Origin of the sequence: Paenibacillus sp. FSL H8-0280, from assembly GCF_045040665.1 — a bacterium.
Taxonomy (GTDB): Bacteria; Bacillota; Bacilli; order Paenibacillales; family Paenibacillaceae; genus Paenibacillus; species Paenibacillus xylanexedens_A.
Genome location: NZ_CP150296.1, coordinates 340,343 through 365,497 on the forward strand (window position 1 = coordinate 340,343; position 25,155 = coordinate 365,497).

Genomic DNA, 25,155 nt, shown 5'->3' on the forward strand with positions numbered 1-25,155 from the left:
TGCAGCTTTGAACTCTTGTAATACTATAATGGACAGATAAAGGTATAAGCCATACCTGATTTTAGGGGAAAAGAGGTTAGGATAAGTCTCTTTTTTGTTACTTTTATAGTTTTATCCATAATAGGGATATTCAATATACGGATGATGTGATACAACTATATTGGCATATAAGTTCTTATGACAACGGAAAACATAAATGAAACGAGGTAGGCAAATGTATGATTAATGCGCAATCCAAGCCAAAACATTCCTTTTCCGAGCGCAAACCTGTGCTCACCGTTGTAATTATTGAGCTGCTTCTTCTGTTAGCCGTATTTGCTGCAGGGGCCATTGCAACGATAAAACAACTGGACTACACTTCCCCTGTACTCATTTCCTTTACACCCATCGCCATTGTTCTGATGATCTATCTGACGTTAAGACACAAGTGGGGAGAGACTGGCTTCCGATCTTTGCGAAGTATCCCGGCTGGCCACGCAAAGTATTATATTCCACTACTCCTTGTACTGGGTACACTTACCCTGAAAGGATTTGGGGAGCTGAGCTTGTCACGAGTAGCCTTTTTCATCTTTTTTACCTTACTCGTAGCTTTTGTTGAGGAAACGATCTATCGGGGGCTTATTTTCAAAACATTGCTTCAAAAAAGTGCAGTGGCCGCAGTTGTGACCTCCAGCATCTTGTTTTCGATTACACATCTATTGAACGCATTGTCTGGTCAGGATATGACGGATACGATCATACAATTGATCTATGCGCTGCTCCTGGGAGCTGTACTGGCGTTATTGATGCTGAAGAACGGAAATATCGTACCGCTTATATTGTTTCATTTCATACATAATCTGATTCAATTTCTAGGGAATGATCTGGAGGACACAGGTACACTTCCTTACGATCTGTTTATACTGGCAGTACTGATTGCTTACTGTGCATGGTTAGTGTGGAGCATTCGAACAAATTCGTCTATTCCATCCAAAGGGAGTGAGCAAGCGAATAGGGTTGTTCATTAAGGGTATTGCGGGTATTGCTTGAAAGTAGTTATCATACAGTTTCCCGTCAGCAGTTGGATCATGGTATACTTCAGTCTGGCGGGAAGACAGATATGTTCATGATACGAGGTCTGCCTATCCGTACATTAGGTTTAGACAGTAGGTGATATAGTGGAGAAGACAGCACAAGGTGTAGCGGAATGGATGGTACAGGAGATTAAATTCACAGGAACACTTCATCAGGAAGCTGCCATAGAATATGTGAAGACCCATTTTGGTGAAGAGTTTGTTTTTGTGAATGAGAACGGCAATACATCATTGTCCAAGGAAGTGAAGAAGGCTTTCCGAAAGCTTCATCGTGGGCAGATCGCCTGGGATCGGGATGCATTTATGTGGGCATGGACATAGTGTGTTATACTGGAGTAAGATGATTCATTGGTTGTGTTGGATATGCATGTCAGAATATTATATAAAAAATGTATAAGATGGATTAGATCTGCATATCCTTTCATAAGACCGTACACAAGCGACCAGGCACATAAGAGTGATAAACCCTGGCCCCACGCGTGTTAATAACATGTATTTCCAAAGCTGTTTGAAAAGAAAATACAAAGATTTGCTTTTTGGCTGAAATGGAGTTATAATAAAAACAAGTTGTAGAGAGTGGAAAACCTAATTCATATATTGTAAAGGGCGATCACTTATAGGTTTATGACTGGTACCTTTTTCAATGTGTGAATTTTTATTTGCTTGCTGCAAAGAACAAAGGAACATGTTAATCTTTATTTGGAGGTGTAATTCACATGCAAAACGGAACAGTAAAATGGTTCAACGCTGATAAAGGCTTCGGTTTCATCGAAGTTGAAGGCGGAGAAGATGTATTCGTACACTTCAGCGCTATTACAGGCGAAGGCTTCAAAACGCTGGACGAAGGTCAACGCGTGCAATTTAAAATTGTACAAGGAAACCGTGGTCCTCAAGCAGAAGAAGTTGTAAAACTGTAATTAAAGCATAGCTGCCTTTAACATGTTATAATGGTAAAGGCAGCTTCTTTTTTTTGATCAGTTATATAAAAGTCGGCCCATTAGTTGTCGAGGCAGGAGTCCGGTGGGACGTGAAACTTCCGCTAAGTGTAGGCTTCTGTGAAATAACGTCGGTTAGATGTTTTTCCATAACAAAGGGGGTAGAAGTCATGTATAATCGCAAAAAACCGTTGGAAGAGATTCCACAAGCTGATGCGGCAATCTGGGAATGTACGAGTGATACGTGCAAAGGATGGATGCGGGACAATTTTGCGTTTGATAACGTACCTACTTGTCCGATATGTGCTTCTGAGATGGTCAGCACGACTAGGATGCTACCATTGCTTGAGAATTCGAATAGTAATCTGAAAACGATGCCTAAAGGAAATCGGATTTAACATAGCTTACCCGCCTCTAACGAGGTGTTTTTTTTTAAGATTAAATAGACACCCTGTGCGAAGGTAAGGGTATTAAATATGAAGTTCCCGGCATTCGTTTTGGCGAATGCCTTTTTTTGTATCATTTTTTAATAGTAAATATAGTGTAATTGACGTGAATCATATGAAAAAGATAAAGACCCTTTTCGCTAAAAGCAAAAAGGGTCTTTGTTATGACTACAATTTTACCAATCAGATTGGAATTTAGATGAACAGGAATGGCAGCAGAAACAATGTTGCTACCAGAGCCAGATCAATTCCTGCTCCATAGCCGTAACCCCCACCGTATCCTCTGTAACCATATCGACCGTAGGCCGAAGATTTAACTTTTTTTGTTGCAACAGCGTTTTTCTTGCTGCTTTTTACCAGCTGCTGTTTGGATTTGACTGAACACAGCCGTGGTCCCTCGAAACACCCGTTCAAATAAATTTTGCCATCACGACATTGACTAAGCGTACCATACATATGCTTACCGTCGTTCATAACGAGACAAACGGAACGTCCAACGTGCGGAGAAACCGTTTCTTCACATACCCGATTAATTCTGTACATGCAAATCCTCCTCATTAGATGCGGTTGCCGCTTGAATTCAACGGTTTGTATATCATAGTAAAAAGAAGACCAATTGGTATGGACGAGTACCCGGAAAATCGAATGGGGAGGAGCCGTTTTTGAATCTGCTCCATACAATGGGAGGAGTGAGGAGGGGATGTCGCGTGGATTATCATGACATGCTGGCTCGGTTAGGGGAGGGGAGTGCCCATCCCGGAGGATTTTTGGCAACGCTGAAGTTGCTGGAGAGTTTATCTCTGCCTGTGGATAGTCATATCCTTGAGATAGGATGTGGCACTGGGAGGACTGCGTGTTACCTGGCTAAAAGGGGTTATCAAGTAACGGCCATTGATCTTAATCGCCAGATGCTGGATAAGGCCGTTCGGCGAGCAAGACGAGAACGGGTGGATGTTCGATTTGTTCAGGCTGATGTAGCATCGTTGCCTTTCCCGGAAAATCATTTTGATATGGTATTCGTGGAGTCGGTTACAATCTTTACCCCATGGCGGAGTGCGCTAACTGAGTATAGAAGAGTGTTGAAGCCCGCTGGACTTTTGGTAGATCGGGAGATGGTTCTATCAGGCCAGAAGACCGAATTGATGTATCGCGGATTAAAGCAATTTTACGGTATACGAACCCTGGTAACGGCGACAGCATGGAGAAAACGCCTGAAACAGTGTGGTTTCACCAAGGTTGAAGTTAAAGAACATTCACGATCAATGGGAAAATGGGGCGTTGATCATGATCCACATCGCGAGATCGATATGAATTGGTTTGAGGATGAACGTATGCAGCGAATGAGTCAAACCAATGATCGGTTGCTCGCGAAATACGGCAAAAAGTTGGGGTATGCTGTTTTTGCGGCTAGGGCACCGTTGGAAGTCAAAAAGGAAAAATAGGAAAAAGACAACTCACACAATCGTGTGGGTTGCCTTTGGTTTGTTTCGACAGAATGTACTACAGCATATCGTTGTCGATAATCCGCCAGTGGTGTTTGAGCAGGGCTTCCAGTTGGCTCTTATCCTTGGCTCGAAAAGCACTTAAAATTTGCCGGTGCTCTTCATTAACTTCGAGCAGTACCTCAGATAGCTTTGGTTTATTATCACTAACATACGACTGCCGGATGAAACTGTTCTTCAATGTGTTTAACATCTCAATGACTGTGGCGTTACCACATCGCTGAATGTACAGATTATGGAACTGATATTGGTTCTTGTTGTAGGCAGCAAGATCAAGTTGGCTGATATCTTCGTCCATTCGGACAACGAGAGTTTCCATCTCCAAAAGTTCAGATGGTCTGAGATGGTCTGCTGCAAGTGTGGCAGCGAGTGCCTCCAGCACACCAATCGCTTGGGAGAACTCCAGTTTTTTGCCTGCATCAAAAGGAGTGACAATAAATCCCCTGCGTGGGATGTATTGCAGCAGATTGTCTGAAGCCAGCTGGAAAAGGGCCTCCCGAGTAGGCGTGCGACTGATGTCCAGCTTTTTGCATATTTCGGCCTCGTTGATCTTCTGGTTGGGAAGTAACGTCCCGTCCTGAATCTTCTGGGCAATGTAATCGTATACGTGATCTTTCAAGGACCGGTATTTGGGTACCTCCATACCGAATCCTCCTTTCTATGTATAGTGAATGAATAGATGGGTTTGAGGCCGTACTGTGCGCGCCGTTCAGGCGTTTCAAGTTTTTATCATCTTAACACCGAGGGGGAAGTTGGGCAAGCAAACTTCATGTCTCAGCCGATGTAAATGCCGTGTTATATATAGAACATTTTATGGAATTAAAGCGTATAAATGTTTAAATAATGATTGTGATAAGCCAAAATATTTGTTAGTATTACTTACATATAAGTCCATATATTGTCTTATGTATATTGTATACAAATTTATCATTATGCTACTCAGTCTAAAAAAGAATAGGGGTATGTCTGTGAAAAAAGTGCTTTTGCCAATGATGCTGTTGTTAGTCGTTGTAATCATGTCCGCATGTGGTCAGGAAAAAACGACAGGAACCGGATCAGATGCTACTTCGTCTTCGGGAAATAATCCTGCGGAAAAGGAAGTAATTGTACTTGGAACCAGTGCGGACTATGCACCCTATGAATTTCATAAGAAAATCGATGGTAAAGATACTATCGTAGGTTTTGACATCGAGATTGCGAAAGCAATTGCGGCTGATCTGGGAGCCGAGCTGAAGATTGAGGACATGGACTTTGATGGCCTTCTTATGGCCCTCGGTACAGATAAGGTTGATTTTGTAATATCAGGCTTAACCCCTACCGAAGAACGCAAGAAGAATGTTGATTTTACAGATATCTACTATTATGCAGAACAGGCTGTACTCGTTAGAGAAGGTGAAGATGTGGCATTGAAGTCCATAGAAGATCTATCAGGTAAGCAGATTGGTGTGCAAAAGAGTTCCATTCAGGAAGGGATTGCTCAGGAAATAGAGGGAGCAAAGCTCACTTCTCTGGCCAAAATACCTGAACTGATTCTGGAGTTGCAGACGGGGCGTGTAGACGCACTCATCCTGGAGAAGCCGGTGGCTGAACAGTATGTGAAGAACCAAGAGGGGCTTGTTGTTGCAGGTGTGGAGATTAAACAGGCTGAAGACGAGGGTGGTTCGGCCATCGCAGTGAAGAAAGGTAATCAGAAGCTGCTGGATCAGATCAACACTACATTGGAAAAGCTCAAAACGAACGGAGATATTGAACGGTTCGTCGTTGAAGCGAATGAGATGCTCGGCGAATAAACCGGACGAGTGAGGGATATGCCGTGAATTTAGATTTTTCCTTTCTATTAGAACATTGGCAGGACTATGCACGAAGTGCGTGGGTTACGCTTGAACTTTCCTTTTTCGGCGTATTGTTTGGTACGTTGCTTGGTGTAATCATGGCGCTAATGCGAATATCCCGAATATGGCCAATTAAATTTGTGGCATCGGCGTATATTGAACTCATTCGAGGAACACCGATGCTGGTACAGATTCTTATTATTCATTATGGTCTGACGGTTGTAGGTGTGAACTTGCCGGCATTTATGTCGGGGGTGGTAGCTCTGACGATGAATAGCTCGGCTTATATGGCGGAGGTGTTCAGGGCCGGGATTCAAGCGATTGATAAAGGACAGACCGAAGCTTCGCGCTCCCTTGGTATGACAAATGGTATGACACTTCGTTATATTATACTGCCGCAGGCTTTTCGTAACATGCTTCCAGCCATCGGTAATGAATTCATTATTATCATTAAAGATTCTTCGCTTGTCTCCATGATCGGCATAGCCGAGATTATATACACGGCCAGAACGATTCAGGGTGTTACGTTCCAGCCGCTTGCTCCGCTGCTTGTTGCCGCCGGCCTCTATTTTATAATCACATTTACACTGGCTAATTTACTCTCTTGGTTGGAACGTAGACTGTCTACTTCTCGCTAACTATGGATAAAGGATTGGATTCGAGAAAGGCTTGGAGTAGGCTGGAGTGGAAAAAGAGAGATGTAGTCGTAAATAGGGATGGCATCGCATACATTGTTATTGTATTTTGTATACAATATTTCGGAAAGGTGTTGGGTGTGTATGTTAGATTCCAAAATGTTAATGGATTGGTCGGAGCGTTATGCTGCACCTAATTATCATCCGCTCCCTATTGTTATTGAACAGGCGGAAGGGGTATGGGTGGAAGACCCAGAAGGCCGCCGTTATATGGATATGTTAAGTGCATACTCTGCATTGAATCATGGTCATAGACATCCTGCGATCATACAGGCGCTCAAGGATCAGGCGGATCAGGTTACGCTGACATCACGGGCATTCCACAGCAGCTCCGCTTCTCTTTTTTATCAGAAACTCTCACAATTCACGGGGAAATCGAAGATTCTCGCCATGAATACAGGAGCGGAAGCGGTGGAGACTGCGGTGAAGGCGGTACGTAGATGGGCTTATCGTTGCAAAGGTGTACCGGACAATCAAGCCGAAATAATCGTATGCTCTGGTAACTTTCATGGAAGAACTCTGACGGTTACGTCTTTTTCTTCTTCAGCGGAGTATAAAAAAGATTTTGGACCGTTCACACCTGGATTCCGGATTATTCCCTATGGAGATATAGAAGCGCTGAAGCAGGCCATTACACCAAATACGGCTGGTTTTCTTGTAGAGCCTATTCAGGGCGAAGCTGGAATCGTTATCCCGCCTGATGGATATTTGGCAGAAGCTTTTGCTCTGTGTAAGAGCCAGCAGGTGTTGACTGTAGCTGATGAAATCCAGACCGGATTTGGCAGAACAGGTCGCCGTTTTGCCTCCGACTGGGAAGGGGTTGAACCGGACATCTGGATTATGGGCAAAGCGCTGGGGGGAGGAGTCATGCCCATCTCGGCTATCGCTGCTGATGCGGAGATACTTGATTTGTTTGAGCCAGGGTCTCATGGTTCTACGTTTGGGGGTAACCCACTCGCTTGCGCCGTGGCTATAGCAGCTCTGGAAGTTCTTGAAGATGAGAAGCTTGCCGAGCGATCGGAGCGTCTGGGGAACTATTTTATGAAAAGACTTCGAGATATTCGCAGTTCAGCCATACGGGATATTCGGGGGAAAGGCTTATTTATCGGTGTTGAACTGCATGAACCAGCCCGTCCTTATTGTGAGCGTTTGATGTCTATTGGACTGCTGTGTAAAGAAACACATGAGACAACCATTCGATTTGCTCCACCACTGACGATTAAAGAGTCCGAGATTGACTGGGCACTGGAGAGAATTGAGCAGGTATTGATCAACAATGAGGGAGCTGACCTACATGAAAAATGATGATGATGTACATGGTGGAATAAAAGATACTTCTATTGATACAAATCAAACATCTGTGCGACGTAATATTGCTATCATTAAGGTTCCTTTTGGACTCGGTGGAGCAAGAGGTGGAGCAGAGTTGGGGCCTGATGAATTGATTACAGCTGGACTGAAGCGGGAGATTGCGAGTCTTGGGCTAGTGCTTTCCAAAGAAGTGCGGGTAGATTGTCCTTCTGAACCGGCTGCCCCTATTGAGCGAAATCGTGTAAAACATTTAAATGAGGTACGTCAGGTCAGTCAGAAGGTGTGTAGTGAAGTATCAGGCGCAGTAGAGGAGGGGGCTTTTCCACTTGTGCTTGGGGGAGATCATAGTGTAGCGATTGGTACTTTTGCCGGACTAACAGCGCATTATTCGAATTTGGGTGTGATCTGGTTTGATGCGCATGCAGACTTGAATACGGAAGAACGTAGCTTGTCCGGTAATATGCATGGGATGAGCGTGGCTGCATCCTTGGGGCATACTGCATTCAATCTGTCACACATTGCTGGAGCAGGCGCGTTTATTGATCCGTCCAACTTGGTCTATATTGGTCTGCGTGATTTGGATGAGTATGAGAAAGAGCAGATTAAGGGACTGGGAATCCGAGCATTTACGATGCATGATATTGACCGTATGGGAATACAGCAAGTTATTGAGCAAGCAGTAGCTACAGCGGGAAAAGGGACAGATGGTATCCATGTCAGTTTTGACATGGATTGTCTGGATCCGCGGGAAGCTCCGGGTGTAGGCACCCCAGTACCGGGTGGTTTGAATTACCGAGAGGCACATTATGCATTGGAGATACTCGCTTCCACAAATCAAGTTACATCGATGGAACTGGTTGAGGTGAATCCGTTGTTTGATCACAATAGACACACGGCACGAGTTGGTGTGGAACTGATCGCTTCGTTACTTGGTAAGCGCATATTGTAAGCACTGAGAAGTGAAACGGAATGTGTAAGCTGTGCCTAAGGAATGTAAATCTTATTTGAAATAGAAGGAAAGAAAACTGAGATCACTGAAAACCCGGGGCTAGTCACAATCAATTGTCCACTGCAATCGCAGTGGAAGTGACTTCCCTGGTTGTGTTTAATGGATAAGTATATTAGAAGCACCGTAATGAGAATGCTGAGAGTTAATTGTATGTACAGGAGCGTCAGATTACATATTGTGCTGATGATGTGGGTTAATTATCATTCTTGAAAAAAAGACTTGCAATTGAAATCTGTACATGATATATTCTAATTCCGGCCAAGAAAACACGGTTTACACGGTGCGGCAAGCGAATGAAATAAGCTTCGAAAGAAACTTAAAAAAAGAGCTTGCAAAGTTGGTTCGGACATGATATTATATAAGAGTTGCTGAAGAGAACGACATTCGGTAACAAAACAAGTTTGATCTTTGAAAACTGAACAACGAGTGAGTAAACATTCTGCTTGCAGAATGAACGCGAAAGTTTGAGACAAGCCTTGGCTTGAATCGACTGGAGCACAAATGAGATTTTTAATCTCGTCAGATTCAAAATGAGCTTATCGCTCTTTTCAATACTTTATTGGAGAGTTTGATCCTGGCTCAGGACGAACGCTGGCGGCATGCCTAATACATGCAAGTCGAGCGGACTTGAAGAGAAGCTTGCTTCTCTGATGGTTAGCGGCGGACGGGTGAGTAACACGTAGGCAACCTGCCCTCAAGTTTGGGACAACTACCGGAAACGGTAGCTAATACCGAATAATTGTTTTCTTCGCCTGAAGAGAACTGGAAAGACGGAGCAATCTGTCACTTGGGGATGGGCCTGCGGCGCATTAGCTAGTTGGTGAGGTAACGGCTCACCAAGGCGACGATGCGTAGCCGACCTGAGAGGGTGATCGGCCACACTGGGACTGAGACACGGCCCAGACTCCTACGGGAGGCAGCAGTAGGGAATCTTCCGCAATGGGCGAAAGCCTGACGGAGCAATGCCGCGTGAGTGATGAAGGTTTTCGGATCGTAAAGCTCTGTTGCCAGGGAAGAACGCTTGGGAGAGTAACTGCTCTCAAGGTGACGGTACCTGAGAAGAAAGCCCCGGCTAACTACGTGCCAGCAGCCGCGGTAATACGTAGGGGGCAAGCGTTGTCCGGAATTATTGGGCGTAAAGCGCGCGCAGGCGGTCATTTAAGTCTGGTGTTTAATCCCGGGGCTCAACCCCGGATCGCACTGGAAACTGGGTGACTTGAGTGCAGAAGAGGAGAGTGGAATTCCACGTGTAGCGGTGAAATGCGTAGATATGTGGAGGAACACCAGTGGCGAAGGCGACTCTCTGGGCTGTAACTGACGCTGAGGCGCGAAAGCGTGGGGAGCAAACAGGATTAGATACCCTGGTAGTCCACGCCGTAAACGATGAGTGCTAGGTGTTAGGGGTTTCGATACCCTTGGTGCCGAAGTTAACACATTAAGCACTCCGCCTGGGGAGTACGGTCGCAAGACTGAAACTCAAAGGAATTGACGGGGACCCGCACAAGCAGTGGAGTATGTGGTTTAATTCGAAGCAACGCGAAGAACCTTACCAGGTCTTGACATCCCTCTGATCGATGCAGAGATGTATCTTTCCTTCGGGACAGAGGAGACAGGTGGTGCATGGTTGTCGTCAGCTCGTGTCGTGAGATGTTGGGTTAAGTCCCGCAACGAGCGCAACCCTTATATTTAGTTGCCAGCACTTCGGGTGGGCACTCTAGATAGACTGCCGGTGACAAACCGGAGGAAGGTGGGGATGACGTCAAATCATCATGCCCCTTATGACCTGGGCTACACACGTACTACAATGGCCGGTACAACGGGCTGCGAAATCGCGAGATGGAGCCAATCCCAACAAAGCCGGTCTCAGTTCGGATTGCAGGCTGCAACTCGCCTGCATGAAGTCGGAATTGCTAGTAATCGCGGATCAGCATGCCGCGGTGAATACGTTCCCGGGTCTTGTACACACCGCCCGTCACACCACGAGAGTTTATAACACCCGAAGTCGGTGGGGTAACCGCAAGGAGCCAGCCGCCGAAGGTGGGATAGATGATTGGGGTGAAGTCGTAACAAGGTAGCCGTATCGGAAGGTGCGGCTGGATCACCTCCTTTCTATGGAGAATCGTTTCCTGCAACGGAAACATTCAAATACGCAGCTTAGCTGCAAAACACTCACTCGTTGTTCGGTTTTGAGAGCTCAAACTCTCAAAACAGCTTGCTTTTGCATGGAGCTTGTTCTTTGAAAACTAGATATCGAAACGAAACAAACGCGAATTAGAACATTCCTTTTTAGCTGAACTTGTGTACAACAAGTTTCAATAAAAACGGTAGATTGCACGTACGATGGTATCGAATGGGAGCGACTTTTGGCTTTGCGCAAGCAAAACAAGGGAAGCGAGCAGTCGAAACCGGAGCACGAGGTTAAGCTACTAAGAGCACACGGAGGATGCCTAGGCGCTAGGAGCCGATGAAGGACGTGGCGAACAACGAAACTGCCTCGGGGAGCTGTAAGCAAGCTTTGATCCGGGGGTGTCCGAATGGGGAAACCCAGCTGGGGTAATTTCCAGTTACTCACAACTGAATACATAGGTTGTGTAGAGGCATACCAGGGGAACTGAAACATCTAAGTACCCTGAGGAAGAGAAAACAATAGTGATTCCGTCAGTAGCGGCGAGCGAACGCGGAGAAGCCCAAACCAGAGAGCTTGCTCTTTGGGGTTGTGGGACGTCTCACATGGAGTTACAAAGGAACCGGTTAAGCGAAGAGGTCTGGAAAGGCCCGCCAAAGAAGGTAAAAGCCCTGTAGTTGAAAGTCTGTTCCCTCCGAGACGGATCCCGAGTAGTGCGGGGCACGTGAAACCCCGTATGAATCCGGCAGGACCATCTGCCAAGGCTAAATACTTCCTAGCGACCGATAGTGAAGCAGTACCGTGAGGGAAAGGTGAAAAGCACCCCGGAAGGGGAGTGAAATAGAACCTGAAACCGTGTGCTTACAAAAAGTCAGAGCCCGTTTTAGGGGTGATGGCGTGCCTTTTGTAGAATGAACCGGCGAGTTACGTTCCCGTGCAAGGTTAAGGTGAAGAGCCGGAGCCGCAGCGAAAGCGAGTCTGAATAGGGCGACATAGTACGTGGACGTAGACCCGAAACCGGGTGATCTACCCCTGTCCAGGGTGAAGGTGCGGTAACACGCACTGGAGGCCCGAACCCACGCATGTTGAAAAATGCGGGGATGAGGTGGGGGTAGCGGAGAAATTCCAATCGAACTCGGAGATAGCTGGTTCTCCCCGAAATAGCTTTAGGGCTAGCCTCGGAAAACAGAGTCGTGGAGGTAGAGCACTGATTGGGTGCGGGGCCCGCAAGGGTTACCAAGCTCAGTCAAACTCCGAATGCCATAGACTTACTTCCGGGAGTCAGACAGTGAGTGCTAAGATCCATTGTCAAAAGGGAAACAGCCCAGACCATCAGCTAAGGTCCCCAAGTGTGTGTTAAGTGGGAAAGGATGTGGAGTTGCACAGACAACCAGGATGTTGGCTTAGAAGCAGCCACCATTGAAAGAGTGCGTAATAGCTCACTGGTCGAGTGACTCTGCGCCGAAAATGTAACGGGGCTAAACACACCACCGAAGCTATGGCTTGATGCTTTGCATCAGGGGTAGGGGAGCGTTGTATAAGGGTTGAAGGTGTACCGTAAGGAGCGCTGGACATTATACAAGTGAGAATGCCGGTATGAGTAACGAAAAGATCAGTGAGAATCTGATCCGCCGAAAGCCTAAGGGTTCCTGAGGAAGGCTCGTCCGCTCAGGGTAAGTCGGGACCTAAGGCGAGGCCGAAAGGCGTAGTCGAAGGACAACAGGTCGAAATTCCTGTACCACCGTAAGCCGTTATGAGCAATGGGGGGACGCAGTAGGGTAGTGACGCGGACTGATGGATGTCCGTCTAAGCAGTAAGGCTGATGTGTAGGCAAATCCGCACATTGTAAGGCTGAGCTGTGATGGGGAGCGAAAATTATAGTAGCGAAGGTCATGATCTCACACTGCCAAGAAAAGCCTCTAGCCAGGTGATGGTGCCCGTACCGCAAACCGACACAGGTAGGCGAGAAGAGTATTCTAAGGCGCGCGGAAGAACTCTCGTTAAGGAACTCGGCAAAATGACCCCGTAACTTCGGGAGAAGGGGTGCCCCGGTAGTGTGAATAGCACGAGGGGGCCGCAGTGAAAAGGCCCAAGCGACTGTTTAGCAAAAACACAGGTCTGTGCGAAGCCGTAAGGCGAAGTATACGGGCTGACGCCTGCCCGGTGCTGGAAGGTTAAGGGGAGTGGTTAGGAGCAATCCGAAGCTGTGAACCGAAGCCCCAGTAAACGGCGGCCGTAACTATAACGGTCCTAAGGTAGCGAAATTCCTTGTCAGGTAAATTCTGACCCGCACGAATGGCGTAACGACTTGGGCGCTGTCTCAACGAGAGATCCGGTGAAATTTTAATACCTGTGAAGATGCAGGTTACCCGCGACAAGACGGAAAGACCCCATGGAGCTTTACTGCAGCTTGATATTGAATTTGGGTACGATCTGTACAGGATAGGTGGGAGCCTTTGAAACGTGAGCGCCAGCTTGCGTGGAGGCAACGTTGGGATACCACCCTGATCGTATCTAGGTTCTAACCTGGTACCGTAATCCGGTGCGGGGACAGTGTCAGGTGGGCAGTTTGACTGGGGCGGTCGCCTCCTAAAGAGTAACGGAGGCGCCCAAAGGTTCCCTCAGAATGGTTGGAAATCATTCGAAGAGTGCAAAGGCATAAGGGAGCTTGACTGCGAGACCTACAAGTCGAGCAGGGACGAAAGTCGGGCTTAGTGATCCGGTGGTACCGCATGGAAGGGCCATCGCTCAACGGATAAAAGCTACCCTGGGGATAACAGGCTTATCTCCCCCAAGAGTCCACATCGACGGGGAGGTTTGGCACCTCGATGTCGGCTCATCGCATCCTGGGGCTGAAGTAGGTCCCAAGGGTTGGGCTGTTCGCCCATTAAAGCGGTACGCGAGCTGGGTTCAGAACGTCGTGAGACAGTTCGGTCCCTATCTGTCGTGGGCGTAGGAAATTTGAGAGGAGCTGTCCTTAGTACGAGAGGACCGGGATGGACGTACCGCTGGTGTACCAGTTGTTCCGCCAGGAGCACCGCTGGGTAGCTATGTACGGACGGGATAAACGCTGAAAGCATCTAAGCGTGAAGCCCCCCTCAAGATGAGATTTCCCAGTATGTAAGACCCCTTGAAGACGACGAGGTAGATAGGCTGGGGGTGGAAGTGCAGCAATGCATGGAGCTGACCAGTACTAATCGGTCGAGGGCTTATCCAATAGCAAGTGATAATTCGCGTGTTTCGTTTCGAATCTAGTTTTCAGAGAACAACACTCTGAAATGTAAGCTACGCGTTTGGTGGCGATGGCGGAGGGGTTCCACACGTACCCATCCCGAACACGACCGTTAAGCCCTCTAGCGCCGATGGTACTTGGACCGCAGGGTCCTGGGAGAGTAGGACGCCGCCAAGCGATTTCCCTTTGGGGTATTTTTTTTGCCCCCCTTGCTAAGGAATAAGGGATATATATTAGGGCCCTTAGCTCAGTTGGTTAGAGCGCACCTCTGATAAGGGTGAGGCCGGTGGTTCGAGTCCACCAGGGCCCATAGCAAGACCACAACAATGAAATACACAGTGTATGGGGCCATAGCTCAGCTGGGAGAGCGCCTGCCTTGCAAGCAGGAGGTCAGCGGTTCGATCCCGCTTGGCTCCACCATTCCCTGATAGCTCAGTTGGTAGAGCACTCGACTGTTAATCGAGTTGTCACAGGTTCGAGCCCTGTTCGGGGAGCCATATGGAGAGGTGTCCGAGCTGGCCGAAGGAGCACGATTGGAAATCGTGTAGGCGTCACAAGCGTCTCGAGGGTTCGAATCCCTCTCTCTCCGCCAGATAATTTTTTTAGCAAGGCCCGTTGGTCAAGGGGTTAAGACACCTCCCTTTCACGGAGGTAACAGGGGTTCGAATCCCCTACGGGTCATATTATGGAGGCTTAGCTCAGCTGGGAGAGCATCTGCCTTACAAGCAGAGGGTCGGGGGTTCGATCCCCTCAGCCTCCACCATATAACTTTATAACGACGCGGGGTGGAGCAGCCCGGTAGCTCGTCGGGCTCATAACCCGAAGGCCGCAGGTTCAAATCCTGCCCCCGCAATTATACTTTCCTTTGAGAAAGTGATCTGGAACCGTGGTGTAGTTGGCCTAACATGCCTGCCTGTCACGCAGGAGATCGCGGGTTCGAATCCCGTCGGTTCCGCCATTTTTTAATTAAATATACACCGTGCCGGTGTAGCTCAACTGGTAGAGCAACTGACTTGTAATCAGTAGGTTGGGGGTTCAAGTCCTCTCGCCGGCACCATTTTTAGTATTTACATCTGAATTTGTGATAGAATGTATATTACAAGTAAAATTGTTAATACTAAGATTCTCTTAGTGGATGAATGGCTTACTCTATGGCGGTCGTGGCGAAGTGGTTAACGCACCGGTTTGTGGATCCGGCATTCGGGGGTTCAATTCCCCTCGATCGCCCCATGATTTTTTAATGGGGATTAGCCAAGCGGTAAGGCAACGGACTTTGACTCCGTCATGCATAGGTTCAAATCCTATATCCCCAGCCATTTCATTACGAGTCATTAGCTCAGTTGGTAGAGCACCTGACTTTTAATCAGGGTGTCGAAGGTTCGAGCCCTTCATGACTCACCATTATATTTTGCGGTCGTGGCGGAATTGGCAGACGCGCACGGTTCAGGTCCGTGTGGGCTAACCCCCGTGGAGGTTCGAGTCCTCTCGACCGCACCATATGTTTTGCGGAAGTGGCTCAGCGGTAGAGCATCGCCTTGCCAAGGCGAGGGTCGCGGGTTCGATTCCCGTCTTCCGCTCCAATATTTGCGCCCTTAGCTCAGCTGGATAGAGCGTTTGACTACGAATCAAAAGGCCGGGAGTTCGAATCTCTCAGGGCGCGCCATTATTCTCATAAGTATCGGGATGTAGCTCAGCTTGGTAGAGCACCTGGTTTGGGACCAGGGGGTCGCATGTTCAAATCGTGTCATCCCGATTTTTTTTATTTGCGGGTGTAGTTCAATGGTAGAACTTTAGCCTTCCAAGCTAATAGCGTGGGTTCGATTCCCATCACCCGCTTCCTAGTAACATATAGAAGAGCCTTTGCTTATAGCGGGGGCTTTTTTTGTGTGTTAAAAAGAATAAGTGTAATCTATTTAAAATAGGGGCAATTGTCATTTGATTAAGGATGAAATCTTTGTTTAAATAAATAGAACAATTCGTATCTGATTAACCGTATTTATTTATAAAGGAGGACAAACAGTAATGAAAAGAGCTCTGGTCATTGGTGGAAGCGGAACATTAGGTAAAGCCGTTGTTGCGAAACTGAGAGATTATTCCGTTGAGGTTATTAAGGCAGGTAGACAATCCGGGGATGTTCAGGTGGATATGACGTCGACAGAGAGTATTACTACCCTTTTTGAAACGGTGAGAAATATTGATTACGTCATTGTGGCGGCGGGCCAGACCCATTATGCGAAACTCGAAGAACTGACACCAGAGAACAATATGATTAGTGTGCAGGGTAAACTGCTTGGACAGGTCAATATCGTATTGATTGGTCAGCACTATATTAACGATAAGGGGAGTTTCACGCTGGTCAGTGGCATTATACAAGACCACCCTATTGAGCAAGGTGCATCAAGTGCTATGGTCAATGGGGCTATTGATTCGTTTGCCAGAGCGGCAGCGTTTGAGTTACCAGGAGGCATTCGTTTGAATTCGGTTAGTCCTAATCTGTTTGTAGAGTCGGCGGAAAAATATAAGGATTTCTTTATTGGATTTAATCCTGTACCTGTAGAGAAAGTGGCTAATACGTTTATCCAGAGTGCACTTGGGATTGAAACAGCCCAAAATTTCAAAATATATTAAAATCCGGACAGTTATATATGATTTTGATGATTACCTATCCCTAATTAATTGTAGAATGAGAAAGGTGTACATGAAGTACATTTAGCTGTTAAGCATGTAGAATGATTTTTCATGAAACTGGACTGAATGAGGCCATTTGGAATATTAAATATAAAGGAGATCCACCGAAAATTCGGTGAATCTCCTTTTGTTTGTTGTGGATGAAATAGAGGTATGTTTACTATTATGGAGCAATTAGCCCAAGAACTTCGAGCATTTCATTACGTTTGAGCGATTCGGCAATGGGGCCGTCAATGAGCCATTTCTTAGCATTGAGGACATAGACATGACCATTTTGAACAGCGGGTAGGCTTTTCCACACTTGGAGTTGCTGGATTTCGTTGAGTTCATCTTTTGTTTTTTGCAATGCTTCAGCTGATCCATCTGAGCTAATGGACACGATAAACAGATAGTCTGCTTTGATGTCAGGCAAAAGCTCTACCGAGATACTGGCATTCATCCGATCCGGATTCTCGGCCTCAAGTTTGGTAACGAGAGCATCGGGAGTGAATCCAACCTCATAACCCGCTCCTACATAACTGGAAGCTGGGAATGGCGTGGATGGAATGGAAGAGAAGAACAAACGCATATCCTTCTCTTCTAGGCGCAGGAATGCAGCTGTAGGTTTGGTCTTGGTGATATCGGCTGCAAGCTTCTGAGCTTCAGTTACTTGATCTTTATTTTTTTGTAAAAGCTGTTCAGCCCGCTCTTCAATATCCAGTGCAGTAGCTACACGCACGATAGATTCCTTCCAATTACGGCGATCATAAGTGATCGTAGGCGCGATCTTCTCGAGTTGTTCGAGAATTTTGGCATCCAAACTGGCATTGGCAATAATGAGGTCCGGATTGGCGCTGACTACAGCTTCAAAATTGACACTTTCATTAATGGGTTCGACAGCCACGCCTTGGGCTTCAAGTTGCTCATTCAGGTAATCTTGCCGGCCAATAGGTGTAGCAAGTACCAGTGGTACCTCCAAGGAGAGGAGAATGTCCTCCATATTAATGGACACAATCCGTTCGGGATGTGCCGGGATTTCTTTGCTGCCACTGGCGCTCTCCACAGTCTTAGTAGCTAATTCAGTGGATGAGTCGCCATCTGTCCCCGCAGCTGATTTTACGCCATCTGCAGATGGCTGCGAAGTGCTTGCAGGTGTCTGTCCACACGCAACAAGTAACATGGCGAGTATGAACAGGATCCCCGTTATTTTGACATAATGCTGTTTGTACATCATAATCCCCCTGTGTTTCTAATGATATTCATTCTCAGTACACTATATATTGTAGCGGTCTCATGTTGGGGGAGACATAGCCTTCTGTGCTATCCGGTCATGGATTAATGTGCTGAGTTCCACCAAAAAGTTTCAGGGTTTCATCGATGATCTGATCATGAGCATATGGTGAATAATCCAACCAAGGCATTTCATCTAGCAGATATACATGTTGGTTCTGCACAGGCATCAAATCTTGCCATAGCTGAGTATGTTGTAGTTTATGCCAACGTTGCTGGGATTCTGAGTCCTGATCCACAATCAGTAACATGCGATCTCCAACCATTTGAGGCAACTCCTGTTCATCCAATGCACGATAGACTTGCCCTGGAAGCAGATCGTGTGAAGGGGACACGCCCAGGTCGTTATATAGAACAGCGCCCCCATTGCGTCGCCCGTAGATTAACAGATGACCCATCATGATATGAATAATGGAGACCGTATCCTTACCGATTAAATGAGTAAGCTGCTCTTTGGCATGGATTACCTTGTCATCATACTGCTCCAACCATTGCTGAGCTTCTTGTTGCTGTCCCACAATGGAGGCAACTTGTACGAAGTGTTCCCGCCAGCTCAATCCTTTCCATGGGATAACGATGGTAGGAGCAATTCGCTGCAGCGTTCTTTTTAACGTATGGGCTTCGTACTCATTACAGAGTATGAGGTCCGGGCTTGCTTGCATCAACAACTCAACGTTGGTTTGCCAGATATGAGGATTCATTCGTTTGCTACGTCCCAGATGATAAGGGATATTCGAGAAAAACAGATTCCTGTGTTGATCCCGTCGGTTATCGATCAATGCCGCATGAGGGATGATCTGCAATGCCAGCAGATGGCCAGTGGTTCCGAAGGAGAGAGCAGCAATTTTACTGCGTTTCTGCCGCTGATAGGTAGAGGGAGACACGCCAACATATTTTTTGAATTTGCGACTAAAGTAAAACTCATCCTGAAAACCAACCTGTGAGGCGATATGTTTGATGGTTTGGCCGGGGACGAGCAGCATCTCTTTGGCTCGGTCCATGCGGATGCTATTCACGTATTCCATGGGACTGATGCCAGTCCGGTTTTTGAATACCCGCGAATAGTGCCATACACTCATGCCTGCCACTCCGGCAAGAACTTCACGAGAAAGATGCTCAGCATATCCAAGCTCCATAAGTTCAAGCGTTTGATCCAAAGCAGAAGTGTGTTCGGAATCTCCTATTGCACTTTCTTTGGGAGGAGCATACACATGGGTCAACAATTCATGCATCAAAGTCTGAATACGAAATGGACGATTTTCTTGAGGTACAGAGATGCATTCATGGAGCTGTGAGGCAATTCTGGTACATTCCTGAAAAAGTTCATGCGGTAACTCATCGGCATACGACGAACGAAGTAATCCTTTTTGGTAAATCTCCATTACAGTAGAGCCGGAAGTAGCTTTATTGATTTCGGAGAGAGGCTTCAACATATCAAAATATATCGCGATGCCCTGTAAAGGATGAACCTCATCCGTTGTATATTCTATCGCTGTTCCTGGCAGGATTAGATACATCTTGCCGAGTGTGGCATGATTCAGCCTATGCCCAATACGGATATCGGCTTCACCGCCAGTACAGATGAGCAGAAGATGTGAGTCCGTTAATACGAATGGGGGAAGAAAAGACGCTTGATCGAGAACTTCGGATGTCTTGAATCTTGCATATAGGTCACGGGTATGGTCACCGTTAGATATCAGTGGAAAGACTTGCAAAGTCACCAGAATCCCTCCTTAACTTGCAATAGTAACATTACATATGATGTGTTTGAGAATAATTATCAATTATCGCATATTGTCATACAAATAAGAAGTCCATATGATAATATGAAATGATATACACAAGAGAAAGCGAAGGGGGTATATAGAATGTGGTTTATACTTGGTTTTATTATCTTAGTTTCGATATTTGGTATTCGCACGACGGGTCGATCTAATAAACTAAAACAGCAGTTCGGATCAAGGTTACATGCAGTAGGGATTCATCAGTCAGGGCTTCCACAAGTTGCGGAAGGCAGGCGGGTGGATGTGCTGTTAGGTAATGGGAACTTATATATTCAAAGTGGTCAGCAAACGTTTGAACTCTCATTAAGAAAAATTGGGAGTGCAGGATATCCAAAAAGAACAGGTAGCTCAAATTCGAGAAATTATCTCGTAATACACTACGAGATGAATGGTAGGGTACGTCCGATAGTATTAAGATTTATGAAGCCTGCGCACGCTAAAGCATTTCTATGGGAAATCGAGGGTCAGCTATTCACGCGAAACTCAAGTGATGGAATTATAAGACTGTAGAAATTCTGATCATTGAACCACGTAACTCTCCACTATAACTTGAATTGATATAGGTTACCGAGTTGGAAAATAGTCATTACATAGTTACTATCATGCAAACCGTTGAGCGAATAATTAGTGGAAATCTCAACTGATGTTAATCGTAGAATTACTTAAATGACAGATGATTTAATTCACTACGCAAAAAAAGACAAGCCCTCTCCTACGATGAACGCAGGAAGAGGAACTTGTCTTTTTAATTAGAGCTTGCGATTAATATCTTTCCAGAATCGTCTGTGTTTTCAAGCCATCAGCCGGAATCAGCCAGTTGTTGTTCTCCAGCAATTGCAGCAGTTGGGTACGCAGCCCGGATACGACTACAGCATCATCGGTTTTGAAAGAAACCTCTACGATATTCTCAATACCTGTACCTGCTGCGTCACGGATCGGCCATACTTCGAGTGTAAGTTCTTGACCATTCCATGTACCTTCATAACGTTGGAATGTGATTGGACCATATGCACGGGATTGCGTAAGTTGTTGTTTACCCCAGTTGGAGGAAGTCCAGTTTTTCAATTTGCCCGGGAGCTTGTCCAGTAACATGTTCAAGGCTTCTTGCTCCGAAGGAAGTTGAACACCTGTTGCTTTGGTATCGACTTTTTTGGTGTTGGAGAAGCTCAAGGTTTGTTTGCCGTATCCCCAATCAATTTCAGCCTCGTAGTTATCATCTGATTTATCAAAACCCTCTTGATTAGCCAGAGTCAGTGCTGCATTGATGTCACCATTGATCACAGGGTAGCGTTTTTTATAGGTCAGTTCATAATTGTTTTTATCATCCTTTTTGCGAAAGCGAACATTCCATCCTTGCTCATCCAGTCCGATCGCATTGGTGTCGAAGTACTCTACGTTAATGTTTTTTGGCGTGGAACTCAGGCCGAGTGTCTGAATCACTTCACTGCGTGGTGTCCCATCTGTATTCAATACAAGTTCCGGCTTGGCCAGAAACTTCACTTCATATGCAGGAACGGCATTGGCAGCAGCTGAAGCCTGGGGTGCTCCCAGAAATGTCATTCCACTTCCCAATGTTACGATGCTCAGCATCAATGAGGCAGTTACCTTTTTCCACTTTTTCAAAACCAATCACTCTCCTAATCTGGATTAACGTACAGACTCACTTTATCGCCCGAATATATGAGAGCGATTAAAGGGAAGTGCACATTGCGTTAACCCTGCATAGATTTGATGAATGGCAAACGATAGTTTATAGCGGATCGGGGCAATCAGCCATGGAAAATGGTGGAGCCGTGACTCACCTCTCGCAGCACTTCTTTGAAGCGGTTTACCTGAACGGAAGGGTGGCGGTCCTTGTTATGTACCGTATAGATATGGCGCGGCGCTTGCTCTCCGGGAATGGGAAGAACTTGAATGAGCCCGTGCTGTTCCTCCCACTGTACCGCCATCCGAGACATGAATGAGACATGCCCCCCGATTAACACGAGCTGTTTAATCGCTTCCAGGGAATCCATCTCCACGGTGCTCCGCAAACGAATGTCATGTTGCGCAAGCCATTGATTGGTTAACCGCCGTGTACTGGATTCATTGCCATGTAAGGCAAAAGGAATCTGTGCGATATGATCAGGTGTTAATGCATCCTTCTGGGCCAACCCATGTTGCGGAGAGCAGATTAATACCAAGTCATCTTCACACAGCGTCTCGGCTTGCAGGGCAGGTCCAACAAACGGCTCGGAAGAGATCACCCCCAGATCAATTTGATGTCGAATTAACATCTCGCGAATAACAGGTGATGGTTTGACGGATAAGACGATACGGATGCCCGGGAATTCCTGCGAAAAGGTATTGAATATGGCAGGCAGCAGATATGTAGCCGGTACATAGCTTGCCCCAATGTGCAGGGTGCCCCGATAGAGACTGTCATATTCCTTTACGACCCGTCGTGCCTCTTGGGTCAGAGCATTGATTTTGACGGAATAATGGAGTAGAGCTTGTCCAGCCTCGGTTAAAAAAGTCTTCCCACTGCGCGATTCGAACAATCGCACGCCCATCTCTTCCTCCAATGACTTCATATGAAATGTAACGGTAGGTTGCTTGATCCCCAGTAACTCGGCCACGCTTGTCATGTGATGATGCTTATCGATCAGCTCAACAATTTGTAGTTTGATCAGATTCAATGTCCCGACTCTCCTCTCACTTCTACTAGCCCAATATATAAGATGATCTAATATTTTTCATAAAGACGGAGAGTACAGAACCAATCTGAAGAAGCGGAGCGTTCGCCTTTATCCCCGGATTTCTACCTTTATAAAGGGAAAATAAGAAATCTGGGGATAACAGCGATCGGAAGATGGTGCTGTAATCGGAGCGACAACATGAAAATTAATTTAGTTCACCTACTATAGATTTAATCTATGAACATCAACAGAATTCATCTAAAAAGTTAATTCCAATTTTACATACAAGACATACAACTCGCGAAAGCGGACGTTAAACTGAGAACAGTGCAAGAGATCAAGTAACAGAAGACAGGCAGGGATGCTTATGAAATTAGAGATGACAGGAATTCAAAAATCATTTAATCAAACACCCGCACTGCTGCCGACAGATCTAACGCTTGAACATGGAAAGTTCACGACACTGCTCGGCCCATCGGGCTGTGGCAAAACAACACTGCTCCGTATGTTGGCCGGGCTGGAACAGCCGGACGCGGGGGAGATTCGTGCAGATGGTCAGTGTATCTACTCTGCGGCTAAGCGGATTGATATACCAACACACAAGCGTAATCTGGGCATGGTGTTTCAGGATTTTGCATTATGGCCGCATATGACCGTATACGAAAATGTAGCGTTTGGCCTGAAGGCCGGAAAACAGAAATCTGATCTGCGGCAAAAGGTGAACGAAGCACTTGGCATGGTTCGCCTGCAAGGCATGGAAGATCGATATCCTCATCAGCTGTCTGGTGGACAGCAGCAACGGGTTGCTTTTGCCAGAGCCGTAGCGGTCAGACCTGGTGTGATCCTGTTCGATGAGCCACTAAGTGCATTGGATGCTGTACTCCGGGAAGAGATGCGGATTGAGATGATGTCCTTGGTACGGGATATGGGACTGACTGCGCTGTATGTCACACATGATCAGATTGAGGCGATGTCGATGTCGGATGAGATTGTGGTGATGCAGAAGGGGCGGATATTGCAAAAAGGAAGTCCGGAGACGATCTACTCAGCACCAAGTGATCCATATGTCGCTTCGTTTATCGGAAAGTCCAACTGGCTCACGCCTAATCAATCGATGGTGCGACCAGAGCATGTCACTTGGAACAAAACAGGTCATGACGATCTGTGTTATCCGGGGACGGTACTTAGTGTCAGCTATGTAGGCGAGCGTTATGAAGTACGAGTGCAGATGGAAGGGCTTGGCGTATGGACAGCCTATATGAACCAAAGGGTGCGCGTAGGGGAGCGTGTGCAGCTCTATGTAACCCCTGAGCGGATATGCCGAATGGACGGTTATGACCACCCGAGTATGAAGCAAAACGAAGCGATCGCAGTGGCATATTAAATTGTTGAACGAGCACGCAGTTGGAAGCAGGAGTACACATTTTATAAGAAACCAGGGGAGATGGACGAATATGTTGGGTATGAAAACACGGAAAAAGAGCGCAATGCTGTTATTAACAGCGGTAATGAGTATCAGTTTGTTCGGATGTAGCACAGGGAACTCGACCACAGGCAACGCGGTACAACCCGCGGGTGAAGGAAACACGGCAGCAGCGGCGGAAACAACGAAACCGGCTGGCGGCAAGTTGGTTTTGTATAGTGCTGGCCCACAGAAACTGGCGGATAACATCGTGAGCGGATTTACGGACAAAACGGGGATTGAAGTCGAGATGTTCCAGGGAACGACAGGAAAAATTCTGGCTCGTATGGAAGCTGAGAAATCCAATCCGGTGGCAGACGTTGTGATCCTGGCTTCTTTACCTTCCGCACAGGCTCTGAAAGCCGATGGACTGACTATGCCTTACCCGGACGCAGCCAATGCAGACAAGCTGAACAAGGACTGGTCGGATGCAGAGGGCAACTATTTTAGCAGCAGTGCTTCCGCACTGGGGATTGTGTATAACACCAAACTGGTATCTACACCACCAACAAGTTGGGCAGAGCTGGCTACGCCTGCGTGGAAAGATGCAGTAAACATTCCCGACCCTACATTATCAGGTTCAGCACTCGACTTCATCACAGGATACCTGAGTGCGAATGGTGAAAAAGGATGGGATCTGTTGAGTGCCTATAAAGCCAATGGTGTAGCGATGGCAGGTGCCAATCAGGAAGCACTTGATCCGGTCATTACGGGGGCCAAAAGCATCGTAGCAGCAGGTGTGGACTACATGGCGTATTCCTCTAAAGCAAAAGGTGAACCACTGGATATCGTATACCCTGAGGAAGGCACTGTAATCAGCCCAAGACCAGCAGCGATTCTGAAATCCAGTCCGAATGTAGAGAATGCCAAAGCATTCATTGACTACCTGTTGTCCGATGAAGCACAGAAGCTCGTTGCAGATGCTTATCTGATTCCGGGCCGCGAAGACATTGAAGCGACCAACCGTGCCAATGTGAAGGATATTCCACAACTTAAAGTGGATTGGAACTGGATGAGCGAACATGGCGAAGAGACAGCGGCGCGTTTTTCCGAGAATTTTAAGTAATAGGATAGAGACAACTAGGCAAAAGGAATACCTGCTGTCTGTGGAAAG

At 46.7% G+C, this 25,155-nt stretch carries 19 protein-coding genes, 17 tRNA genes and 3 rRNA genes; 33 read left to right on the forward strand and 6 right to left on the reverse strand.

Features of this window, described 5'->3' with window-relative positions:
- Positions 1 to 218: 218 nt before the first annotated feature.
- From MHI12_RS01590 to MHI12_RS01605, 4 genes are all read left to right on the forward strand, one after another.
- Entirely contained in the window at positions 219 to 1,007 is a 789-nt protein-coding gene (locus tag MHI12_RS01590) for a CPBP family intramembrane glutamic endopeptidase (protein ID WP_405171321.1), read from the forward strand.
- Between the two features lie 150 nt (positions 1,008 to 1,157).
- The gene (locus MHI12_RS01595; protein WP_036607962.1) at positions 1,158 to 1,394 is read left to right on the forward strand and encodes a DUF6953 family protein; all 237 of its coding nucleotides are present in this window, start codon (positions 1,158 to 1,160) and stop codon (positions 1,392 to 1,394) included.
- A 395-nt stretch (positions 1,395 to 1,789) separates the two neighbouring features.
- Positions 1,790 to 1,990 (forward strand): cold-shock protein, encoded by a 201-nt coding sequence (locus MHI12_RS01600; RefSeq protein ID WP_024633772.1) that lies wholly within the window; start codon positions 1,790 to 1,792, stop codon positions 1,988 to 1,990.
- A 188-nt stretch (positions 1,991 to 2,178) separates the two neighbouring features.
- Entirely contained in the window at positions 2,179 to 2,406 is a 228-nt protein-coding gene (locus MHI12_RS01605; RefSeq protein ID WP_017691121.1) for a cold-shock protein, read from the forward strand.
- A 243-nt stretch (positions 2,407 to 2,649) separates the two neighbouring features.
- Here MHI12_RS01605 and MHI12_RS01610 read toward each other — a convergent pair whose 3' ends face one another.
- Positions 2,650 to 2,997 carry a hypothetical protein gene (locus MHI12_RS01610; RefSeq protein WP_405171322.1) on the reverse strand — a complete coding sequence of 116 codons (348 nt, stop codon included), beginning with the start codon at positions 2,995 to 2,997 and terminating at the stop codon, positions 2,650 to 2,652.
- Between the two features lie 164 nt (positions 2,998 to 3,161).
- On the opposite strand from MHI12_RS01610, the gene MHI12_RS01615 reads away from it, so the two are divergent.
- On the forward strand, positions 3,162 to 3,896 hold the full coding sequence (locus MHI12_RS01615; RefSeq protein ID WP_341005821.1) for a class I SAM-dependent methyltransferase: 735 nt from the start codon (positions 3,162 to 3,164) through the stop codon (positions 3,894 to 3,896).
- A gap of 58 nt (positions 3,897 to 3,954) precedes the next feature.
- Here the strand turns inward: MHI12_RS01615 and MHI12_RS01620 are convergent, their stop codons facing one another.
- On the reverse strand, positions 3,955 to 4,599 hold the full coding sequence (locus MHI12_RS01620) for a GntR family transcriptional regulator (protein ID WP_338590119.1): 645 nt from the start codon (positions 4,597 to 4,599) through the stop codon (positions 3,955 to 3,957).
- 319 nt (positions 4,600 to 4,918) lie between these two features.
- On the opposite strand from MHI12_RS01620, the gene MHI12_RS01625 reads away from it, so the two are divergent.
- From MHI12_RS01625 to MHI12_RS01745, 25 genes are all read left to right on the forward strand, one after another.
- Entirely contained in the window at positions 4,919 to 5,746 is an 828-nt protein-coding gene (locus tag MHI12_RS01625; RefSeq protein WP_405171323.1) for a transporter substrate-binding domain-containing protein, read from the forward strand.
- Between the two features lie 23 nt (positions 5,747 to 5,769).
- Positions 5,770 to 6,426, forward strand: coding sequence for an amino acid ABC transporter permease (locus MHI12_RS01630; RefSeq protein ID WP_036671925.1), 657 nt, complete (start codon positions 5,770 to 5,772; stop codon positions 6,424 to 6,426).
- A gap of 141 nt (positions 6,427 to 6,567) precedes the next feature.
- Positions 6,568 to 7,788: an ornithine--oxo-acid transaminase gene (locus MHI12_RS01635; RefSeq protein WP_405171324.1), complete on the forward strand. Its 1,221-nt coding sequence runs from the start codon at positions 6,568 to 6,570 to the stop codon at positions 7,786 to 7,788.
- Positions 7,778 to 8,743 (forward strand): arginase, encoded by a 966-nt coding sequence (gene rocF / locus MHI12_RS01640; RefSeq protein ID WP_405171325.1) that lies wholly within the window; start codon positions 7,778 to 7,780, stop codon positions 8,741 to 8,743. Before MHI12_RS01635 ends, rocF begins: the two co-directional genes overlap by 11 nt.
- A 616-nt stretch (positions 8,744 to 9,359) precedes the next feature.
- A 16S ribosomal RNA gene (locus MHI12_RS01645) occupies positions 9,360 to 10,912 on the forward strand.
- 307 nt (positions 10,913 to 11,219) lie between these two features.
- Positions 11,220 to 14,145 (forward strand): 23S ribosomal RNA (locus MHI12_RS01650).
- A gap of 75 nt (positions 14,146 to 14,220) precedes the next feature.
- A 5S ribosomal RNA gene (rrf, locus tag MHI12_RS01655) occupies positions 14,221 to 14,337 on the forward strand.
- Together the 16S, 23S and 5S rRNA genes with 17 tRNA genes alongside form the textbook arrangement of a ribosomal RNA operon.
- Positions 14,338 to 14,396: 59 nt before the next feature.
- Positions 14,397 to 14,470 (forward strand) — tRNA-Ile (locus MHI12_RS01660).
- Between the two features lie 34 nt (positions 14,471 to 14,504).
- A tRNA-Ala gene (locus tag MHI12_RS01665) sits at positions 14,505 to 14,580 on the forward strand.
- A 1-nt stretch (position 14,581) separates the two neighbouring features.
- Positions 14,582 to 14,657 (forward strand) — tRNA-Asn (locus MHI12_RS01670).
- 3 nt (positions 14,658 to 14,660) lie between these two features.
- Positions 14,661 to 14,752, forward strand: a tRNA-Ser gene (locus MHI12_RS01675).
- A gap of 17 nt (positions 14,753 to 14,769) precedes the next feature.
- Positions 14,770 to 14,841 (forward strand) — tRNA-Glu (locus MHI12_RS01680).
- Between the two features lie 6 nt (positions 14,842 to 14,847).
- Positions 14,848 to 14,923, forward strand: a tRNA-Val gene (locus MHI12_RS01685).
- Between the two features lie 16 nt (positions 14,924 to 14,939).
- A tRNA-Met gene (locus MHI12_RS01690) sits at positions 14,940 to 15,013 on the forward strand.
- Between the two features lie 27 nt (positions 15,014 to 15,040).
- A tRNA-Asp gene (locus MHI12_RS01695) sits at positions 15,041 to 15,118 on the forward strand.
- A gap of 23 nt (positions 15,119 to 15,141) precedes the next feature.
- Positions 15,142 to 15,217 (forward strand) — tRNA-Thr (locus MHI12_RS01700).
- A 97-nt stretch (positions 15,218 to 15,314) separates the two neighbouring features.
- Positions 15,315 to 15,390 (forward strand) — tRNA-His (locus MHI12_RS01705).
- Positions 15,391 to 15,401: 11 nt separating this feature from the next.
- Positions 15,402 to 15,476: transfer RNA gene (locus MHI12_RS01710), tRNA-Gln, on the forward strand.
- 9 nt (positions 15,477 to 15,485) lie between these two features.
- Positions 15,486 to 15,561 (forward strand) — tRNA-Lys (locus MHI12_RS01715).
- A gap of 9 nt (positions 15,562 to 15,570) precedes the next feature.
- Positions 15,571 to 15,657 (forward strand) — tRNA-Leu (locus MHI12_RS01720).
- Between the two features lie 8 nt (positions 15,658 to 15,665).
- Positions 15,666 to 15,740, forward strand: a tRNA-Gly gene (locus MHI12_RS01725).
- A 6-nt stretch (positions 15,741 to 15,746) separates the two neighbouring features.
- A tRNA-Arg gene (locus MHI12_RS01730) sits at positions 15,747 to 15,823 on the forward strand.
- A 16-nt stretch (positions 15,824 to 15,839) separates the two neighbouring features.
- Positions 15,840 to 15,913, forward strand: a tRNA-Pro gene (locus MHI12_RS01735).
- 12 nt (positions 15,914 to 15,925) lie between these two features.
- Positions 15,926 to 15,996 (forward strand) — tRNA-Gly (locus MHI12_RS01740).
- Positions 15,997 to 16,182: 186 nt separating this feature from the next.
- Positions 16,183 to 16,788, forward strand: a complete 606-nt coding sequence (locus tag MHI12_RS01745; protein WP_405171326.1) for a short chain dehydrogenase — start codon at positions 16,183 to 16,185, stop codon at positions 16,786 to 16,788.
- Between the two features lie 223 nt (positions 16,789 to 17,011).
- Here MHI12_RS01745 and MHI12_RS01750 read toward each other — a convergent pair whose 3' ends face one another.
- Both MHI12_RS01750 and MHI12_RS01755 read right to left on the reverse strand, forming a co-directional pair.
- On the reverse strand, positions 17,012 to 18,061 hold the full coding sequence (locus MHI12_RS01750) for an ABC transporter substrate-binding protein (protein WP_405171327.1): 1,050 nt from the start codon (positions 18,059 to 18,061) through the stop codon (positions 17,012 to 17,014).
- Positions 18,062 to 18,155: 94 nt separating this feature from the next.
- A complete protein-coding gene (locus MHI12_RS01755) occupies positions 18,156 to 19,838 on the reverse strand; it encodes a helix-turn-helix domain-containing protein (protein ID WP_405171328.1) in 1,683 nt (560 codons plus the stop codon).
- A gap of 147 nt (positions 19,839 to 19,985) precedes the next feature.
- Between MHI12_RS01755 and MHI12_RS01760 the strand changes: the two genes are divergently transcribed.
- Positions 19,986 to 20,411: a hypothetical protein gene (locus MHI12_RS01760; RefSeq protein WP_405171329.1), complete on the forward strand. Its 426-nt coding sequence runs from the start codon at positions 19,986 to 19,988 to the stop codon at positions 20,409 to 20,411.
- A gap of 252 nt (positions 20,412 to 20,663) precedes the next feature.
- On the opposite strand, the gene MHI12_RS01765 is transcribed toward MHI12_RS01760, so the two are convergent.
- Both MHI12_RS01765 and MHI12_RS01770 read right to left on the reverse strand, forming a co-directional pair.
- Positions 20,664 to 21,524 carry a hypothetical protein gene (locus MHI12_RS01765; protein ID WP_405171330.1) on the reverse strand — a complete coding sequence of 287 codons (861 nt, stop codon included), beginning with the start codon at positions 21,522 to 21,524 and terminating at the stop codon, positions 20,664 to 20,666.
- Between the two features lie 146 nt (positions 21,525 to 21,670).
- Complete coding sequence (locus MHI12_RS01770) at positions 21,671 to 22,579, reverse strand: LysR family transcriptional regulator (protein ID WP_405171331.1); 909 nt, start codon at positions 22,577 to 22,579, stop codon at positions 21,671 to 21,673.
- Positions 22,580 to 22,946: 367 nt separating this feature from the next.
- Between MHI12_RS01770 and MHI12_RS01775 the strand changes: the two genes are divergently transcribed.
- Both MHI12_RS01775 and MHI12_RS01780 read left to right on the forward strand, forming a co-directional pair.
- Positions 22,947 to 23,963 carry an ABC transporter ATP-binding protein gene (locus MHI12_RS01775; RefSeq protein ID WP_047840482.1) on the forward strand — a complete coding sequence of 339 codons (1,017 nt, stop codon included), beginning with the start codon at positions 22,947 to 22,949 and terminating at the stop codon, positions 23,961 to 23,963.
- A 70-nt stretch (positions 23,964 to 24,033) separates the two neighbouring features.
- On the forward strand, positions 24,034 to 25,107 hold the full coding sequence (locus MHI12_RS01780) for an ABC transporter substrate-binding protein (RefSeq protein WP_405171332.1): 1,074 nt from the start codon (positions 24,034 to 24,036) through the stop codon (positions 25,105 to 25,107).
- Positions 25,108 to 25,155: the final 48 nt, after the last annotated feature.

Coding starts and splice junctions, on each gene's coding strand:
- MHI12_RS01590 (WP_405171321.1), top strand. CDS start 219: ATGATTAATGCGCAATCCAAGCCAAAACATTCCTTTTCCGAGCGCAAA.
- MHI12_RS01600 (WP_024633772.1), top strand. CDS start 1,790: ATGCAAAACGGAACAGTAAAATGGTTCAACGCTGATAAAGGCTTCGGT.
- MHI12_RS01605 (WP_017691121.1), top strand. CDS start 2,179: ATGTATAATCGCAAAAAACCGTTGGAAGAGATTCCACAAGCTGATGCG.
- MHI12_RS01610 (WP_405171322.1), bottom strand. CDS start 2,997: ATGTACAGAATTAATCGGGTATGTGAAGAAACGGTTTCTCCGCACGTT.
- MHI12_RS01620 (WP_338590119.1), bottom strand. CDS start 4,599: ATGGAGGTACCCAAATACCGGTCCTTGAAAGATCACGTATACGATTAC.
- MHI12_RS01625 (WP_405171323.1), top strand. CDS start 4,919: ATGTCTGTGAAAAAAGTGCTTTTGCCAATGATGCTGTTGTTAGTCGTT.
- MHI12_RS01635 (WP_405171324.1), top strand. CDS start 6,568: ATGTTAGATTCCAAAATGTTAATGGATTGGTCGGAGCGTTATGCTGCA.
- rocF (WP_405171325.1), top strand. CDS start 7,778: ATGAAAAATGATGATGATGTACATGGTGGAATAAAAGATACTTCTATT.
- MHI12_RS01745 (WP_405171326.1), top strand. CDS start 16,183: ATGAAAAGAGCTCTGGTCATTGGTGGAAGCGGAACATTAGGTAAAGCC.
- MHI12_RS01750 (WP_405171327.1), bottom strand. CDS start 18,061: ATGATGTACAAACAGCATTATGTCAAAATAACGGGGATCCTGTTCATA.
- MHI12_RS01760 (WP_405171329.1), top strand. CDS start 19,986: ATGTGGTTTATACTTGGTTTTATTATCTTAGTTTCGATATTTGGTATT.
- MHI12_RS01775 (WP_047840482.1), top strand. CDS start 22,947: ATGAAATTAGAGATGACAGGAATTCAAAAATCATTTAATCAAACACCC.
- MHI12_RS01780 (WP_405171332.1), top strand. CDS start 24,034: ATGTTGGGTATGAAAACACGGAAAAAGAGCGCAATGCTGTTATTAACA.